Source organism: Flagellimonas aurea (assembly GCF_017313785.1).
GTDB classification, from domain to species: Bacteria; Bacteroidota; Bacteroidia; order Flavobacteriales; family Flavobacteriaceae; genus Flagellimonas; species Flagellimonas aurea.
Genome location: NZ_JAFLNL010000001.1, coordinates 228,863 through 242,407, shown reverse-complemented (window position 1 = coordinate 242,407; position 13,545 = coordinate 228,863). Strand labels below are relative to the sequence as shown.

At 42.6% G+C, this 13,545-nt stretch carries 15 protein-coding genes; 7 read left to right on the top strand and 8 right to left on the bottom strand.

Annotation, left to right across the window (positions count from 1 at the left end):
• Positions 1-101 precede the first annotated feature (101 nt).
• Both J0656_RS01075 and J0656_RS01070 read left to right on the top strand, forming a co-directional pair.
• On the top strand, positions 102-833 hold the full coding sequence (locus tag J0656_RS01075; RefSeq protein WP_207030870.1) for a metallophosphoesterase family protein: 732 nt from the start codon (positions 102-104) through the stop codon (positions 831-833).
• A 41-nt stretch (positions 834-874) separates the two neighbouring features.
• Positions 875-1,870 (top strand): acyl-ACP desaturase, encoded by a 996-nt coding sequence (locus J0656_RS01070; protein WP_207030868.1) that lies wholly within the window; start codon positions 875-877, stop codon positions 1,868-1,870.
• A 24-nt stretch (positions 1,871-1,894) separates the two neighbouring features.
• Here J0656_RS01070 and J0656_RS01065 read toward each other — a convergent pair whose 3' ends face one another.
• The 6 genes from J0656_RS01065 to J0656_RS01040 all read right to left on the bottom strand — a co-directional run bounded on the left by J0656_RS01065 (position 1,895) and on the right by J0656_RS01040 (position 6,687).
• Complete coding sequence (locus tag J0656_RS01065; RefSeq protein ID WP_207030866.1) at positions 1,895-2,452, bottom strand: hypothetical protein; 558 nt, start codon at positions 2,450-2,452, stop codon at positions 1,895-1,897.
• A gap of 360 nt (positions 2,453-2,812) precedes the next feature.
• Positions 2,813-4,366, bottom strand: a complete 1,554-nt coding sequence (gene amaB, locus J0656_RS01060; RefSeq protein WP_207030864.1) for an L-piperidine-6-carboxylate dehydrogenase — start codon at positions 4,364-4,366, stop codon at positions 2,813-2,815.
• Positions 4,367-4,436: 70 nt separating this feature from the next.
• Positions 4,437-4,811, bottom strand: coding sequence for a DUF1304 domain-containing protein (locus tag J0656_RS01055; protein WP_207030862.1), 375 nt, complete (start codon positions 4,809-4,811; stop codon positions 4,437-4,439).
• On the bottom strand, positions 4,808-5,350 hold the full coding sequence (locus J0656_RS01050) for a 3-hydroxyanthranilate 3,4-dioxygenase (protein ID WP_207030860.1): 543 nt from the start codon (positions 5,348-5,350) through the stop codon (positions 4,808-4,810). Before J0656_RS01050 ends, J0656_RS01055 begins: the two co-directional genes overlap by 4 nt.
• Positions 5,351-5,456: 106 nt before the next feature.
• Positions 5,457-5,969 carry a CAP domain-containing protein gene (locus tag J0656_RS01045; RefSeq protein ID WP_207030858.1) on the bottom strand — a complete coding sequence of 171 codons (513 nt, stop codon included), beginning with the start codon at positions 5,967-5,969 and terminating at the stop codon, positions 5,457-5,459.
• A 187-nt stretch (positions 5,970-6,156) separates the two neighbouring features.
• Entirely contained in the window at positions 6,157-6,687 is a 531-nt protein-coding gene (locus tag J0656_RS01040) for a CvpA family protein (protein ID WP_207030856.1), read from the bottom strand.
• 60 nt (positions 6,688-6,747) lie between these two features.
• Between J0656_RS01040 and J0656_RS01035 the strand changes: the two genes are divergently transcribed.
• From J0656_RS01035 to J0656_RS01025, 3 genes are read left to right on the top strand one after another with little or no spacing between them, the layout of a single operon-like run.
• Positions 6,748-7,104: a hypothetical protein gene (locus J0656_RS01035; protein WP_207030854.1), complete on the top strand. Its 357-nt coding sequence runs from the start codon at positions 6,748-6,750 to the stop codon at positions 7,102-7,104.
• Positions 7,105-7,413, top strand: a complete 309-nt coding sequence (locus J0656_RS01030) for an antibiotic biosynthesis monooxygenase family protein (protein WP_207030852.1) — start codon at positions 7,105-7,107, stop codon at positions 7,411-7,413.
• Positions 7,414-7,417: 4 nt separating this feature from the next.
• The gene (locus J0656_RS01025; protein ID WP_207030850.1) at positions 7,418-9,085 is read left to right on the top strand and encodes a glycerol-3-phosphate dehydrogenase/oxidase; all 1,668 of its coding nucleotides are present in this window, start codon (positions 7,418-7,420) and stop codon (positions 9,083-9,085) included.
• Here the strand turns inward: J0656_RS01025 and J0656_RS01020 are convergent.
• A complete protein-coding gene (locus J0656_RS01020) occupies positions 9,082-10,083 on the bottom strand; it encodes an NAD(P)H-dependent glycerol-3-phosphate dehydrogenase (protein ID WP_207030848.1) in 1,002 nt (333 codons plus the stop codon). The genes J0656_RS01025 and J0656_RS01020 overlap by 4 nt on opposite strands.
• A gap of 124 nt (positions 10,084-10,207) precedes the next feature.
• On the opposite strand from J0656_RS01020, the gene J0656_RS01015 reads away from it, so the two are divergent.
• Positions 10,208-11,128, top strand: coding sequence for a nicotinic acid mononucleotide adenyltransferase (locus J0656_RS01015; RefSeq protein WP_207030847.1), 921 nt, complete (start codon positions 10,208-10,210; stop codon positions 11,126-11,128).
• A gap of 283 nt (positions 11,129-11,411) precedes the next feature.
• On the top strand, positions 11,412-12,938 hold the full coding sequence (locus tag J0656_RS01010) for a SulP family inorganic anion transporter (RefSeq protein ID WP_207030846.1): 1,527 nt from the start codon (positions 11,412-11,414) through the stop codon (positions 12,936-12,938).
• 3 nt (positions 12,939-12,941) lie between these two features.
• Here J0656_RS01010 and J0656_RS01005 read toward each other — a convergent pair whose 3' ends face one another.
• Positions 12,942-13,538 carry a DinB family protein gene (locus tag J0656_RS01005; RefSeq protein WP_207030845.1) on the bottom strand — a complete coding sequence of 199 codons (597 nt, stop codon included), beginning with the start codon at positions 13,536-13,538 and terminating at the stop codon, positions 12,942-12,944.
• Between the last annotated feature and the right edge of the window lie 7 nt (positions 13,539-13,545).

Below are 13,545 nucleotides of genomic sequence, written 5' to 3'. Positions count from 1 at the left end.
AACGGTTAGGTTTATTTGAATTCTAGGTTAAATGCGTGATAAAGCCGCCATGATTTTTCATCGGCAAACCATTTGTATGTAATATTGTCAAAAACTATTTTATGCGAACACTGGTAGTGGGCGATATCCATTCCGGGGTAAGGGCTTTGGAACAACTTTTGACAAAAGCCAAAATAACTCCGAAAGATCATATTATTTTTTTGGGCGATTATGTTGATGGCTGGAGCACGGCAGTGGAAACCGTGGACTTTTTGATTCAACTGCAAAGCGAGTACCATTGCACATTTATCAGGGGCAACCATGATGAACTTTGCAGGGCCTGGCTGGTCGACCAAAATGAAAACCCGCAGTGGTTGGCTCATGGTGGAACTGCTACAAGAAACAGTTATCTAAATGCTGATAGGGACAAATGGGACGAGCATATCAAGTTTTATAAAAGTCTCAAAAATTATCATTTGGAGAATGATAACAGATTGTATCTGCATGCAGGCTACACCAACCTCAAGGGAATAGATTATGAATATTTTGAGCAATCTTTTTATTGGGACAGAACATTATGGGAGTTGGCCACGGCCATGGACCCCGATCTTGGGCCAACGGATGCCAAGTACCCGAAGCGACTGACCCATTACAAAGAGGTTTACATTGGCCACACTCCGCTATCCAAGAAAGAGTTTGTAAAACCACAGAACAAGGCCAATGTTTGGAACGTGGATACAGGAGCTGCTTTTAAAGGCGGTTTGACGATATTGGATGTAGAAACCAAAGAATTTTGGCAAAGCGATCCGGTTCATACATTTTATCCTGGAGAAAGAGGAAGGAATTTGAGTTAATTTCAGTAAATTATAAAGACCTTTGTAAAAAACCCCGTAGTATGTCGATAAAGAATGTAAGATTGGAAGTGATGCAGGCCATTGAGCCCAAGGTTGACGGTTTTATGAACGAGTATCTTATTCCGACCGAAAAAATATGGCAGCCCACAGATTTTTTGCCGGATTCCCAAAGTGATAAATTTTTTGATGAGGTTGAAAAGCTTCGTGGCGAGGCCAAGGAACTCGGATATGATTTTTGGGTGACCTTGGTTGCCGATACCATAACAGAAGAGGCCCTACCTACATATGAGTCTTGGTTAATGGATGTTGAAGGGATAGACCAACATAGCGGAAAAGAAAACGGCTGGAGCAAATGGGTGCGTGCCTGGACAGCGGAAGAGAATCGCCATGGCGATGTCCTGAACAAATATTTGTACCTATCGGGCCGTGTGAACATGCGTGAAATAGAAATTACTACGCAACACCTAATTTCTGATGGATTTGACATTGGAACGGACAGAGATCCATATAAGAACTTTGTGTACACTACATTTCAAGAATTGGCCACCAATATATCGCATAAGCGTGTCGGGAAGATGGCCAGGCAAAAAGGAAATGGGTTGTTGGCCAAAATGTGTACCATCATTGCCGGAGATGAAATGAGGCATCATTTGGCCTATCGTGAATTTGTAAAGACCATTATGGGGCAAGATCCCGATGGAATGGTATTGGCCTTTGCAGATATGATGAAGAAAAAGATTGTAATGCCCGCCCATTTTTTAAGGGAATCTGGAGGAAGCATTGGTGAAGCCTTTGAGCAGTTCTCCAATTGTGCACAGCGTTTGGGAGTGTATACAGCACAAGACTATATAGATATCCTGAAAAAGCTGAACGACTATTGGGAAATCGGAAATTTGAGAGGGTTGTCCGACCAAGCGGAAAAGGCCAGGGTATATCTCATGAAGCTTCCGGAAAGGTTGCAACGAATCTCGGAGCGTATGCAATTTTCACAAGATCAATATCGATTCAAGTGGGTAGAGGCCAACGGAATGATATAGGAAGACAGGTCAGTCTTGTTTCTATCAATATTTTCCAGCTCTATGCTTTTCTTGCCAATCGAATAGTTGTTCCCAATGGCCTTCGTAGGCCATTTTTGCTTGCATGGGCCAAGAGGCCGGGTCGTGTATTCGGTATCGGCTTCCACCTGAGTCAAGCACTTCTTGGCATTTGTCAACCGGGGTTTCTGATAGGCTTTTCCATGTTTTGATGTTAAAATTGTGGAAGAGTTCTTCGATTTTGGGCCCGATTCCCTCGATAAGCTTTAGATCATTTTCCTTGATACTCTTTCCAAAAATGGCTTTGGCTTCGTTTACGTGAAAAACGAAATCTTCATTTTTTGAAAACTTTATTTTAGAATCAAACTTAAAGCTTTTGGTATGATCGGAATCCAAGCGTTTTCTGCAAGTCTCAAGGTCCGATTTTAATTTGGCATTTTCAATTTCCAGTATATTCAGTTCAATAGATTTATCTGAAGAGGAAGAAGTGTCTGATTTTCCAAAAACATATCCCAAGACACCCGAAACTATCCCGGTAACGGCCAAAATTACCCAATACCATATGGTAGAACTTAACAAATCCATAGTCGCTGAATCAACTGTGCGTAGTTCCTATTTAAAGTACCAAAAAAATCTCAAATAATTAAATAAAACGCTCGAAAACTACACTATTTGCAAAAACAATCTGGTTTTGTAGGAAAAATCAAAAACAAAGGATAAAACAAAATATACCAACTATACACTTTTCGGAACCAATTGTAACATACCGCTTAATTTCTCCATTAAATATTTTGAAATTTGGAATTCAACATTAAGTGAAGAACCCTGTTTCTCCCGACAATGATCCGGCACTGAAATAGGGTTTTAAAGTTAAGTTTGAGTTAGTTAAGTTGGTTTTAAAGACTGCCCATTTGGCACTTTGTCCAAATGGGCGGCTTTTCTTTTTTATAGATCAAACTTAATACCCTGTGCGAGCGGTAGCTCGGTAGTGTAGTTGATTGTGTTTGTTTGTCTTCGCATATACACCTTCCATGCGTCGGAACCACTTTCTCTACCACCACCAGTTTCTTTTTCACCACCAAAGGCACCACCAATTTCAGCTCCGGAAGTACCTATATTCACATTGGCAATTCCACAATCCGAACCTTCAACGGATAGGAATCTTTCGGCCTCCCTTAAGTTGTTCGTCATTATGGCCGATGATAGACCTTGTCTTACCCCATTTTGCATATCCAATGCATTTTCCAAATCACCACTGTATTTTAAAATGTACAAAACAGGGCCAAAAGTCTCGTGCTGGACAATCTCAAAATGATTTTCAGCTTCAGCGATGGCTGGTTTTACATAACAACCACTTTCATGACCTTCACCTTCCAGAACTCCTCCTTCAACCAAGATGTTACCTCCTTCTGCCTTCACTTTTTCTAGTGCGTTCAAATAATTTTTTACGGCATCTTTATCGATCAATGGCCCAACATGGTTGTTTTCGTCGAGAGGATTACCAATGCGGATTTGCTTGTACGCGTCCACAATGGCATTCTTGACCTTGTCATAGACGTCTTCGTGCACAATCAACCTACGAGTAGAGGTGCAACGCTGTCCGCAAGTACCCACGGCACCGAAAACGGCACCGATCACTGTGTTTTTTATGTTGGCATCGGGCGTTACGATAATGGCATTGTTCCCGCCGAGTTCCAACAATGACTTTCCTAGTCTTTCCCCAACAGTTTTGGCCACTATTTTCCCCATGCTGGTTGAACCTGTAGCTGAGATCAAGGGAATTCGTTCATCTTTGGTCATGTATTCGCCAACTTTATAATCGCCGGTGATCAAACAAGAAATACCTTCCGGCACTCCATTTTCAGAAAATACCCGTGCAGCAATATTTTGGCAGGCAACCGAGGTCATTGGTGTTTTTTCGGAACCTTTCCAGATACAGGCATCTCCACAGACCCAGGCCAGAGCGGTGTTCCAAGACCAAACGGCCACCGGGAAGTTAAACGCGGAAATAATACCGACCACTCCTAGAGGATGATATTGCTCGTACATTCTATGACCGGGACGCTCACTGTGCATGGTCAATCCATGTAATTGTCGGGATAGGCCTACGGCGAAATCACAAATGTCTATCATTTCCTGTACCTCTCCCAGCCCTTCCTGATAACTTTTGCCCATTTCATAAGACACCAGTTTACCAAGGGGCTCCTTTAACCTACGCAGTTCATCATTAAACTTTCGAACCACTTCCCCTCTTTGCGGAGCTGGCATGGTACGCCATTTTTTAAAACCTGTTTGGGCGGAAGTAATTACTTTTTCGTAATCTTCCCGGGTTGTTGACCTTACTTTCCCGATAAGGGCTCCATCAACCGGAGAATACGATTCTATGATGTCACCATTGGAAAACCAATCTTTTCCTGTGGAAGTACCATTGTTTATTTCTTTCAGGCCCAATTCTTTTAGGGCTTCTTCTATTCCAAAAGCAGTTGCTGTTTTTGACATTTATAACTTTTTAAGAGTGTATTGTTATATTTTTACAATTATACAAATAATCTCTCAGAGAATGAACGGTTTACAGGAATAGATGAGCCAACAAAAGAACTATGCCAACAAGTGCAGGTAGTGCCTGTACCGTGAATATTTTCTTTGATGCGGTAACTGCTCCATACATACCTGCAATAACAACACAGCCCAAAAAAAATAATCCCACATAGATTTGCCAATAAATATCTTCAATTAGCAACGACCATATCAGTCCAGCAGCCAAGAATCCATTATACAGTCCTTGGTTTGCGGCCAATGTTTTGGTTGGCTCAAACAAATGCTCAGGTAAAGAGCGGAAAACCTTTTTTGCTCTTGTGGTCCAAGCAAACATCTCCAACCACAAAAAGTAAATATGCAGGACTGCCACAATGCCGATAATAATTTTTGCTACAATGAGTATCATTCTTCCTTGGCAACAAAACGTTCATCCACAGGCATAACCGTACCACAATTGTCGCATGTGCGTAAGTCTTCCGAACCGTAAAAGTGTTTAAAATGACCCAAGAAGTCTTTTTCTATATCGTTTAGTTTAAAGTAGACCTCGTATAATTTATGGTTGCAGTTGTCGCAAAACCACAATAGACCGTCTTCGGCATCAAGATGGGCTCGTTTTCGCTCGATTACCAACCCAATGGAGCCTTCTTGTCTGGTGGGCGAGTGGGGAACCTTGGCGGGATGAAGGTACATATCCCCAGGTCCCAGCTTCATGGTCTTTTTTTGGCCCCCCTCTTGGATATGGACTTCAATATTTCCCTCTAACTGATAGAAAAGCTCCTCGGTCTCGTTGTAATGATAGTCCTTTCTGGCGTTTGGGCCGGCTACGATCATTACGATATAATCCCCAGACTCTTTGTATAAATTTTTATTGCCTACCGGAGGCTTTAGGGTATCTCGGTTTTCCTCAATCCATTTATTTAGACTGAAAGGTTCCTGTATTGCCATGTTCAAAGATTTTACGAAAGGTAAAAAAAACCTTGCTGCCAACATAGCGATTAATAAAAAAGGCCAGCTTGGTAGCCGGCCCATTTTCCAAAATATAATGGGTTGATTATTTCACTTTAATGAATATCTGTGTGTAATAAGGTCTACCTTGCTTATCCAATTGAACGCTCAAGGTGGTATGCGAAAAATTACCTTCCAAGGCTTCTTTATGGGATGAACTGTTGAGCCAGCCTTCCAAAGTTTTTTCTGCTGAAACATAGTATCTGGCCACATTTTCAGATACACTGATTGCATTGGTTTCCTCGGCAATCTTTTCTGCCCGGGATTGAAAGTTATCGTGGCTAAGTGTATTTTTTGAAATCATGTAGTCGTTATGCTCTTCGGCATATTTATAGGCGGGGTCACTTTTGCTTAAAATGGTCAACCCAATAGATTCACGGTGAAGATTCACCAGATTTAATAGGTCTTCCTCCATTTTAACGGGGTCTACTGTAATTTTTTCGTTGCCAAGGGTTGCTTCGGTGTAGTCCTGCTCTTCTTGCTGTACAGGGGATGTACTGCAGTAACTTAATGCAATGGCCAGCACTATGACCAATAGAATGCCATATACTTTTTTCATTTTCGGGGTGTTTCTCCGGGAGTGTTCCAAGTTCCCTAATGTTCTCGTTGCTAAGCTAACGGAGATGCTTCCCTTTTCCATAAAAATTCCATGTCAGGGCAATTTATCAGGTTGAAATACAGCAAGCTGTACCTTACATCGTTTTTTAATGAAGCGAGGAATCGTTTTATCGGGAAAAATGAACTGTTTATATGATTTCGTGCGTGGTCTCTACCTCCGGAGAGGGAGTAGCTTCCCCATCATCCAAAACATAGGAGAATACTAAATTTCCGATTTCCTTGATAGGATTGTAAAAAACGGATTGTTCTTTGGTTTCCTCGTTGATCAGTCCCAAGGGAGAGGCAAGCTTTTCGAAGAAAATGAGGAATGCCCCCAAAATTACGGCGACCTTTAGCGCACCAAAAATGGCCCCGGCAATTTTGTTCAATAATCCAAGCATGGCAAAATCGGCAATCTTGGTCAGGAACTTTCCTGCTAGGTTCACCACAATGATGATAGCAAAAAAAGTGATCAGAAAAGCGGCAATTTTCAAATATTGGTCGCTCCAATCAAACTGTTCGGCAAGGTAATCCCCCGTGATGTACGAAAAATGTATGGCGCCGTATATTCCGGCAATCAAGGCAATCAAAGAGGCCAATTCTACAAAAAGGCCATTTTTTAAGCCTTTGTATAGGCCCCACACCAACAGAATTCCAATGATTATATCCAAAAAGCTCATATACGGGTTTTAACAAATATAGAATATTGATTTGTACCTTTGGTACTCATAGTAAAACACATGTCAAGAGACGAGCAATTAAAAGAGCGGTGGGAGTTTTTGGTAAAGAAACTATCTGCTCAATTTTCGGATGGCGACCCGTTGGAACTGGACGGAATCGTTTATTTGGTGGGTGTTCAGGAATTGGGCAATTTTCATCGTAAATTTAAAAAGGACGAGAAGGTCAACCTGATGCATATTGCCATATGTCGATTACTGGAGCCTTATGGCTACTACGATTTTGACTTTTTCGATGATGATGGATGGCCACACTATACCATGAAAGAGCAATTGCCGCCATTGAAAGCTGGAGAGCAAACTGTGCTGATGAAGGAGGCCTTGGTGAATTATTTTATGGAGAAGGAATACATTACCTAAATGGAGCCAAAAAAAACATACTATGCCGTAATTTTTACCAGTCTCCGAACCGATGGAGACAAGGGTTATGCTAAAATGGCCGAAGAAATGGAAAGCTTGGCCAGAAAACAACCTGGCTTTTTAGAAATGGAAAGTGCCCGGGACGGATTGGGCATTACCGTTAGTTATTGGGAAAGTCTGGAGGCCATTGCAGATTGGAACGCCAATATGGACCATAGACAGGCCCAGAAAAACGGGATAAAAACATGGTATTCCTGGTACAAGGTCAGGATTTGCAGGGTGGAACGGGAGTACGAATTTAACAAATAGAAACATGGGCGAGAACATTGCTTTTTCCAATATCGACAGAAAGGACAAACTGCAAAAAGCGGCCAACTCTATCTATGACCTGGTGGTAATCGGTGGGGGAATAACGGGTGCAGGCATCGCTTTGGATGCATCTTCTCGCGGCATGAAGGTGTTGTTGCTCGAAAAAGGTGATTTTGCATCGGGTACCAGCAGTAAATCCACCAAATTGATTCATGGCGGACTACGTTACTTAAAGCAGTTCGACTTTTGGCTGGTGAAAGAAGTAGGTTCCGAAAGGGCCATCGTGCATAAACTTGCACCACATTTGGTCATTCCAGAAAAAATGCTGCTCCCACTCATCGAGGGGGGTTCCTATGGAAAATGGTTGACATCCATCGGACTGAAGGTATACGATATCCTGGCACAGGTTTCCGGGGATGATAAACGCCAGATGCTGGAGAAAAAGGAGGCCATGAAATTGGAGCCCCTTTTGCCCAAAAAGATTTTGAACGGAGCAGGCTACTATGCCGAGTATCGAACCGATGACGCCCGGTTGACCCTTGAAAATTTAAAGACCAGTCTTCAATTTGGTGCGGAGCTGTTCAATTATACCAAGGTCACCGATTTTATTTATAAAGAGGACAAGGTAGCCGGGGTAAAATTCACGGATGAGGTTTTTGGGGATGAGTACAACGTATTCTCCAAATATGTGATCAATGCGGCAGGGCCATGGGTGGATGAACTTAGAAGTGTCAATCAATCCAAAAAGGGGAAGCAATTGCATTTGACCAAAGGTGTGCATTTGGTGTTTCCAAAGGAAAAGCTACCTGTGAAGCAATCCGTTTATTTTGATATTCCCGACGGGCGGATGATGTTCGCCATTCCGCGTGGCAAAGTAACTTACATCGGGACTACCGACACTAACTATAATTCGGACAAGGACCACGTGACCACGGAACTTGCCGATGCCATCTATTTGATTTCAGCTGTAAACAATATGTTTCCGGACATTGAATTGGAATTGGACGATATCATTTCCTCTTGGGCAGGCTTGCGTCCTTTGATCCACGAGGAAGGCAAATCAGCCTCCGAATTGTCAAGAAAGGATGAAATTTTCACTTCCGATACGGGATTGGTCAGCATAGCGGGAGGAAAGCTCACGGGATACCGAAAAATGGCCGAGCGAGCTGTGAATCGTGTCGCCAAAAAAATGGAGGAAGACCACGACGCAAAATTGGAGCATTGCACTACGGACAAGATTCCACTTTGTGGGAACGATTTTAAAAAGTTCAAACACGTTAAAAAATACATTGCCGACCTTCAAGAACAGCTACAAACCGATGGATTTAGCACATATGATGCATGGTATTTGGTGACCACGTATGGCAAGCAAACCGAATCCATTTTGGAACTGTATGCCAAGATAAAAGGTGACAAACCCAAAGAAAGATTGATAAGGGCCGAGGCCCGATTCACCATAGCGCACGAAATGGCGTTGAATCCCTTGGACTTTTTTATTAGAAGAACGGGCCGACTGTATTTTGACATTGACAGTGTTCGTAAATACAAGGAACCTGTTTTTGAGGAATTCCAGAAAGCGTACAACTACTCCACAGAAGAAATTGAGGCCTTTTCTGTAGAACTCGACGCCCAATTAAAGGAACATTCCGATTTTTCTTTGGAGCGGGATTAATCCAACTTCTCCGTCAGCTTTTCAAACACCTTTTTCGGGTTCTTGTTTTTATAAAGCACTTGATATACCGCATTTATGATGGGTGTTTTGGATTTCTTTTGTAGTTTCTCCATCAAATCATGGGCACTTTGGGTCGCATAATAGCCTTCGGCGACCATGTTCATTTCCATCATGGCGCTTTTTACGGTATAGCCCTTACCGATCATATTCCCGAACATCCGGTTGCGACTAAAAACCGAATAGCCCGTTACCAATAAGTCACCTAAATAGGCAGAGGCGTTTATATTGCGCTTCATTTTGTACACACGATCGATAAAACGCTTCATTTCCCGTATGGCGTTGCTCATCAGTACACTTTGGAAGTTGTCGCCGTAACCAAGCCCATGGGCAATGCCCGCGGCAATGGCATAAATGTTCTTTAGCATGGCGGCATACTCGGTTCCGATAATATCGTCCGATATTTTGGTGCGGATATAATCACTCTTTAAATGTGCTGCCAGCATTTTGGCCTTGTCCGCATCCGCACAGGCAATGGTAAGGTAAGACAGTCGCTCCAACGCCACCTCTTCGGCATGGCAAGGTCCAGTGATCACACCAATATTTTCAAAAGGAATATCGTATTTCTCGTTAAAATGTTCCCCCACGATTCGTCCCGTTTCGGGAACTATCCCCTTAATGGCAGAAAAAATGATTTTATCCTTCAAGGAAACCGTCAAATTTTGCAGTTCCCTATCCAAAAAAGCGGAAGGGATGGCGAAAATGAGCACGTCCGATGCCTCTACTACTTCATTGATGTCAAAGCTCATCACGAGCTGGTCCACATCAAACTCCACGGAACTCAAGTAGTTGGGATTGTGCCATTCTTTTTTAATATGGCGAATTGCGGAATCGCTTCGCATATACCAATTGACCTGCTCCAAATTTTCGGTCAACATCTTCACAATGGCCGTTCCCCAACTTCCTCCACCAAATACTCCAAACGTAAGCTTGTCTTTCATTCGTCCAAATTAGGGTGTAAAGCTAAAAAATAATTTCATCAGCTTATTACTGTTTGATTATCAATAGGTTAAAAATTTTGGCACAGTGATTGGTCTGTATGAAGCGAACTCTAAAACCTCGATTATGAAAAATAGAAAACTACTCTTTGGAATTTTGTTCATTGGTCTTTTTGCCAGTTCTTGCTACACCGAGGTTATTGTAGAAGATGATTTGATCACAGAACCACCGATAAATACCGCCTTGGTTTTGGAATCCCACGACCTTTGGTATGTGGATATCAACAAAACCCTTGGAAGCGGAGAGGTTCCATTTTTGCAACGTGCCTTCACCATTACTTTTGATAGGGGAATCGTGTACGCCAACAACAACCTTTCCGGCTTGGGAAAGACAGGCAACGGATTGGGTATTGACGTGGGCGCTTACGCCACCTACAGCGGTCAGGTGGAAATAGACCACGATGTAGATGGTCTTTGGTTATTGGAAGTTATCGCTTTGGATTATAATACATTGGAAATTTACGACCCCCGTTCAGATACCTCCTACATTTTGGAAGGCTATCAAAGAAGCAATTTTGACTACGACATGGTCTTTTACGATAACATACACCTTTTCTTGCAGGAATATCAAGTTTGGGAGAAAACCTATACCAGTGAATTGGGGGCCCTAAATGAATTTGATCAGGAAAATTACTTGCAGTTTTTTGATGATGGAAATGGATATTTTAGATCATCGGTAGATGCTCAGGGCATACCATTGTCCAACTTACAATGGGATTACCAAGGAGATTATGAAGTGTATGATGTCGCCAATGATGCATCCCTCAAAACTTTAACACTGGATTATGACTTCCTGGGCAATGATTATTTTGAGTTGTACGTTATCAATGATAGTACAATAGAACTGTACCATGTATCCAGCGGAACGGTGTACGAATTTACGGGAAGAGGATACATTCAATATTTGAAATCAAGCGACGGAACGGGTAAAAAACGTTCAAAGACCAACAACCCTGTAATGAATGTTACCCGTCAACGAGATATGTAAGGAAGAACACCTTTGTTCGACTATACAAACAGTTTTTTTGGTTGGTTATTTAGTTAAGAACCGCCCTAAGTATCAAATCTTAGGGCGGTTCTTTTTTGTGCAAAAAATATACAGCGTAGGCTGCCCATCCGTAAAATCGAATATGATACCGCCAAACAAACCACGCTTTAAGAAAAGGTATTTGACCTAACTAACAGATAGATTATCAAATCCTTAAAAAAGCTGGCTCCATTAGGGTCTTGGATTTAATAATGCTACTTTTGCGCGCTTCAAGAAAGAAGCCATGAAAAAGTATCTCAACCTTTTTGATTTTTCCCAAAAAGTAAACTACCGCACAGAAATTTTATCGGGCTTGACCGTTGCACTTGCTTTGGTTCCCGAAGCCATCGCATTCGCCTTCATTGCGGGCCTTTCACCTTTAACAGGTTTGTACGCTGCCTTTGTTATGGGATTGGTCACTTCAATTTTGGGAGGTAGGCCAGGAATGATCTCTGGAGCCACAGGGGCCGTGGCCGTTGTTATCGTTACCTTGGCACAGCAATATGGGGTGGAATACGTTTTTGCCACTGTAATTCTTGCTGGGATACTACAGATGTTGGCAGGTGTGCTACGTCTTGGTAAATTAATGCGTTTGGTGCCCCATCCCGTTATCTTTGGGTTCGTGAACGGATTGGCGGTGATCATATTCATGTCGCAGATAAGCCAGTTCCAAACCGTGGATGGCGAATGGCTGAGCGGAAGCACGCTCTACATTTTCTTGGGGTTGGTACTGTTGACCATGTTGGTGATCTGGGGACTTCCAAAACTAACCAAAGTGGTCCCAGCATCATTGGCCGCTATTCTTTTGGTATTCGGTATTGTATTTTTCTTTGGATTGGATACACGCACCATTGGGGATATTGCTTCCATCCAAGGAACATTTCCTCCATTTCATATTCCTGACCTTCCCTTCAATTTAGAAACCTTGCAGATTATATTTCCCTTCGCCGCAATTATGGCTGGAGTGGGTCTTATTGAGAGTTTGCTGACCCTGAACATTGTGGACGAAATCACTGAAACACGGGGTCGTGGAAATAAAGAGGCAGTTGCCCAGGGAACAGCGAACATTCTTTCAGGATTGTTCTCAGGGATGGGCGGTTGTGCCATGATCGGACAGAGTTTGATCAATACCTCCAACGGTGCTAGGGCACGCCTTTCTGGTATTTTTGCTGCCTTGATGTTGCTTGTCTTTATCATGTTCGGTTCCAGCTTGATTGAAAAGGTACCGATGGCCGCATTAACAGGATTAATGATCATGGTAGCTTTGGGAACTTTTGAGTGGGCAAGTTTAAAGACGTTCCGTAGGATGCCAAAATCCGATGTTTTGGTAATGGTTTTGGTGACCTTGGTGACGGTCTTCCTCCATAATTTGGCATTGGCCGTGTTGGTGGGAGTGGTCATTTCCGCTCTCGTATTTGCGTGGGACAACGCCAAACGCATCCGTGCCAGAAAAAGCATTGATGATGAAGGTGTGAAGCACTACGAGATCTATGGCCCTTTATTCTTTGGAAGCACTACCTTGTTTGCCGAAAAGTTTGATGTACTGAACGACCCCGATGAGGTGGTCATCGACTTTAAAGAAAGTAGGCTGGTGGATATGTCAGCCATTGAAGCCGTGAACAAAATCACGGAGCGTTACCGAAAAGTGGGCAAAAAAGTGCACCTGAAGCATTTGAGCAGGGACTGCAGGCGATTGTTGGCCAACGCAGACGATATTATCGAAGTCAACGTTTTGGAAGATCCAACCTATAAAGTCGTAGTTGATAATTAGGGTTTACTCACGAGTTTTTCCGAGGAACACGTTCACATTTGGATTTTGAGGATTGCCACTGGCACGACGCAACATCACAATTTGACCTGTATGGTATATGCAATCCGATAGCATTCCATTGATCATATTCCAATACGGAAATTCGGATGTTTTGTCACCTTGCTTAAAAATGACCTTGTAGTTTTCTATATCCTTTGCCGTTGCGCCCAAAACTTTTTTGCTAGCTGCTTTGAGGTTTTTGAGTGTCAATGTGCGCAATTCTTCAAAAGATAATTGGGGCGGGTTTTTGGGTTTTTCAAAAGGTTTTGCATCCGGGGCCAATAGAATATTATTGGACATTACATTGATGTGTTCCACCGTTTCAAAAATGGATCGTCCATTTTCTGATGCCCTGTAGGTAAGGTCGTCATCAGTCAAACCTTCGGTTGCCCAGTAAAATCGATAGCCCAATCCATCTATCATTCTTGAGATTAGGTTTCCTGGGCCAAAATCAGATGGGTATTCAGGTATTTCCCTATATGGCAGCATGGATTCTTGCGCTTCAATATTAGGATTGATCATGAAAATAAATAGGATTAAAAAATAGAGCGGTTTCTTCATTTTGGAC

Bases quoted from the DNA above. Each gene is read 5' to 3' on its own strand.
- J0656_RS01075 (WP_207030870.1), top strand. From the start codon at position 102: ATGCGAACACTGGTAGTGGGCGATATCCATTCCGGGGTAAGGGCTTTG.
- J0656_RS01070 (WP_207030868.1), top strand. From the start codon at position 875: ATGTCGATAAAGAATGTAAGATTGGAAGTGATGCAGGCCATTGAGCCC.
- J0656_RS01065 (WP_207030866.1), bottom strand. From the start codon at position 2,452: ATGGATTTGTTAAGTTCTACCATATGGTATTGGGTAATTTTGGCCGTT.
- amaB (WP_207030864.1), bottom strand. From the start codon at position 4,366: ATGTCAAAAACAGCAACTGCTTTTGGAATAGAAGAAGCCCTAAAAGAA.
- J0656_RS01055 (WP_207030862.1), bottom strand. From the start codon at position 4,811: ATGATACTCATTGTAGCAAAAATTATTATCGGCATTGTGGCAGTCCTG.
- J0656_RS01050 (WP_207030860.1), bottom strand. From the start codon at position 5,350: ATGGCAATACAGGAACCTTTCAGTCTAAATAAATGGATTGAGGAAAAC.
- J0656_RS01045 (WP_207030858.1), bottom strand. From the start codon at position 5,969: ATGAAAAAAGTATATGGCATTCTATTGGTCATAGTGCTGGCCATTGCA.
- J0656_RS01040 (WP_207030856.1), bottom strand. From the start codon at position 6,687: ATGAGCTTTTTGGATATAATCATTGGAATTCTGTTGGTGTGGGGCCTA.
- J0656_RS01035 (WP_207030854.1), top strand. From the start codon at position 6,748: ATGTCAAGAGACGAGCAATTAAAAGAGCGGTGGGAGTTTTTGGTAAAG.
- J0656_RS01030 (WP_207030852.1), top strand. From the start codon at position 7,105: ATGGAGCCAAAAAAAACATACTATGCCGTAATTTTTACCAGTCTCCGA.
- J0656_RS01025 (WP_207030850.1), top strand. From the start codon at position 7,418: ATGGGCGAGAACATTGCTTTTTCCAATATCGACAGAAAGGACAAACTG.
- J0656_RS01020 (WP_207030848.1), bottom strand. From the start codon at position 10,083: ATGAAAGACAAGCTTACGTTTGGAGTATTTGGTGGAGGAAGTTGGGGA.
- J0656_RS01015 (WP_207030847.1), top strand. From the start codon at position 10,208: ATGAAAAATAGAAAACTACTCTTTGGAATTTTGTTCATTGGTCTTTTT.
- J0656_RS01010 (WP_207030846.1), top strand. From the start codon at position 11,412: ATGAAAAAGTATCTCAACCTTTTTGATTTTTCCCAAAAAGTAAACTAC.
- J0656_RS01005 (WP_207030845.1), bottom strand. From the start codon at position 13,538: ATGAAGAAACCGCTCTATTTTTTAATCCTATTTATTTTCATGATCAAT.